Annotated in this window: 3 protein-coding genes; 1 reads left to right on the top strand and 2 read right to left on the bottom strand. The window is 68.4% G+C overall.

What is annotated here, in order from left to right:
* Both A9X05_RS09190 and A9X05_RS09185 read right to left on the bottom strand, forming a co-directional pair.
* On the bottom strand, positions 1–242 hold a 242-nt coding region (locus A9X05_RS09190; RefSeq protein WP_197498982.1), incomplete at its 3' end, for a DUF3556 domain-containing protein.
* Positions 243–383: 141 nt separating this feature from the next.
* Positions 384–722 carry a hypothetical protein gene (locus A9X05_RS09185; protein ID WP_231978304.1) on the bottom strand — a complete coding sequence of 113 codons (339 nt, stop codon included), beginning with the start codon at positions 720–722 and terminating at the stop codon, positions 384–386.
* Between the two features lie 387 nt (positions 723–1109).
* Here A9X05_RS09185 and A9X05_RS09180 point away from each other — a divergent pair.
* On the top strand, positions 1110–1768 hold a 659-nt coding region (locus A9X05_RS09180; RefSeq protein WP_156736581.1), incomplete at its 3' end, for a lysophospholipid acyltransferase family protein.

The raw sequence follows: 1768 nt of genomic DNA, 5'->3' as shown, positions 1-1768 counted from the left end.
GGCTGCGTCCACCAGTCGGCGATCCGGCCGAGCCCGCCGAGGCCCGGGGTCAGCGAGATGATCGCGGCGGGGACGGCGACGTACAGGGCGATCTTGAACAGGTACAGCAGATACACGGCATACGGTGTCCCGAAGCCGTGTTCCGCCCAGTGCCGCGTCACGACCTGCAGCCGGGTTGCCCGGGGCAGTGTGGGCCAGGTCTTGCGATCGACGTCGGGAAGGTCAGGGGTCATGAATCCCATGGCGGCCTCGTTCGGTGTCGGCGGAAACCAGCTGGCCCGTCAAATGTATCGGCACCGCGGTGCGGGCGTGGCCGATTCGGCTCGGCCTCAGCCCCCGCTGGTCGCTCGAGGGGCGTAAAGCGCTGCGCGGTAAGGGAATTGCTAACGAACCGCGGAGCGGGGCCGCCCGGTTAGGGCAGTCGGCTCCCCCGAGGCCCGGCGGGCGAAGCGGCTGCGCAACCGTTCGAGCATGCCGTCGAGATTGTCCCGATCCTGCTCCTCGATGCGCGCCATGCGCCGAAGGTTGCACACGGTTTCCACGTCGCCGCCGGCTTGCGCGGCCGCGATCGCCTTCTGGTAATCGTCGAGCCGCTGCTCGATGAGCCTGCGATTCTGGGAGAGCACCCGCACGAAGTAGTCGGCCTGGCGCTGGTCGGCCGCATCGGGGGTGGCCGGACCGGCGTCTGCGGCAGGCCGGTCGTTACCCGGCGCCGACGGCACGGATCCCTTCGGCTCGGGACGGGCCGCCCCGGCGTGGGGCCGGCGGACCCGATGATCACGGGGGCTGATCCTGCGTGCACCCCCTGAGCGGGCGCTGCGCTCTGGGGATAAACCGGCAACGTCCATCGGGTTCCCGTTTCTCGAAATCTCACTGAAGGCGTCGTAACAATAGCGCCCGCGCCCCTGCGGCACCATATCCCCGGAAAGCCAAAGAGCTAAACACCGTGACGGCCGGCCCGCCCCGCTCGCTACCATCGAGGAACTCGACGCGGCTCTTTCAGACCCGAGGCAGCCTCGCGGGAGCGTCAAGGGAGGAACGTGACCGACGACGATCACCCCGATGTCGGCGACATCGGCAAATTCGACCCCGTGTTGACCCAGCGCCTGATGGGCGTCATGCGCCCGGCCATGAAGACCTACTTCCGGTCCGAGGTGCACGGCCTGGGCTCGTTCCCGCCCGGCGGTGCGCTGGTCGTCGGGAACCATTCCGGCGGCATGTTCCCGATGGATGTGCCGATCTTCACCGTTCACTTCTACGAGAAGTTCGGCTACGACCGGCCGGTCTACACGCTGAGCCACGACATCCTGATGACCGGCCCCACCGGGGAGTTCTTCCGGCGCACCGGATACATCCGGGCCAATCGGGAGAACGCGGCCCAAGCCCTGCGGTCCGGCGGGGTGGTGATCGTCTTCCCGGGCGGAGACTACGACGCATACCGGCCCACGCTCGCGGAGAACGTCATCGACTTCAACGGCCGCAAGGGATACGTCAGGACGGCGATCGACGCCGGCGTCCCCATCGTGCCCGCGGTGTCCATCGGCGGGCAGGAGACCCAGCTCTACCTGTCCCGCGGCACCTGGCTGGCCGAGCGGCTCGGCATCAAGCGCCTGCTGCGCAGCGCCATCCTGCCGCTGTCGTTCGGCTTCCCGTTCGGCTTCAGCGCGGTGATCCCGCCGAACCTGCCCCTGCCCACCAAGATCGTCACGCAGGTGCTCGAGCCGATCGACATCGCCGCGCAATTCGGTGACGACCCGGACGTCGACGA

It is taken from the genome of Mycobacterium sp. E3298 (assembly GCF_001666895.1).
GTDB lineage: Bacteria > Actinomycetota > Actinomycetes > Mycobacteriales > Mycobacteriaceae > Mycobacterium.
The sequence above is the reverse complement of the archived record's forward strand: the minus strand, read 5'-3'. Positions and strand labels throughout refer to the sequence as shown.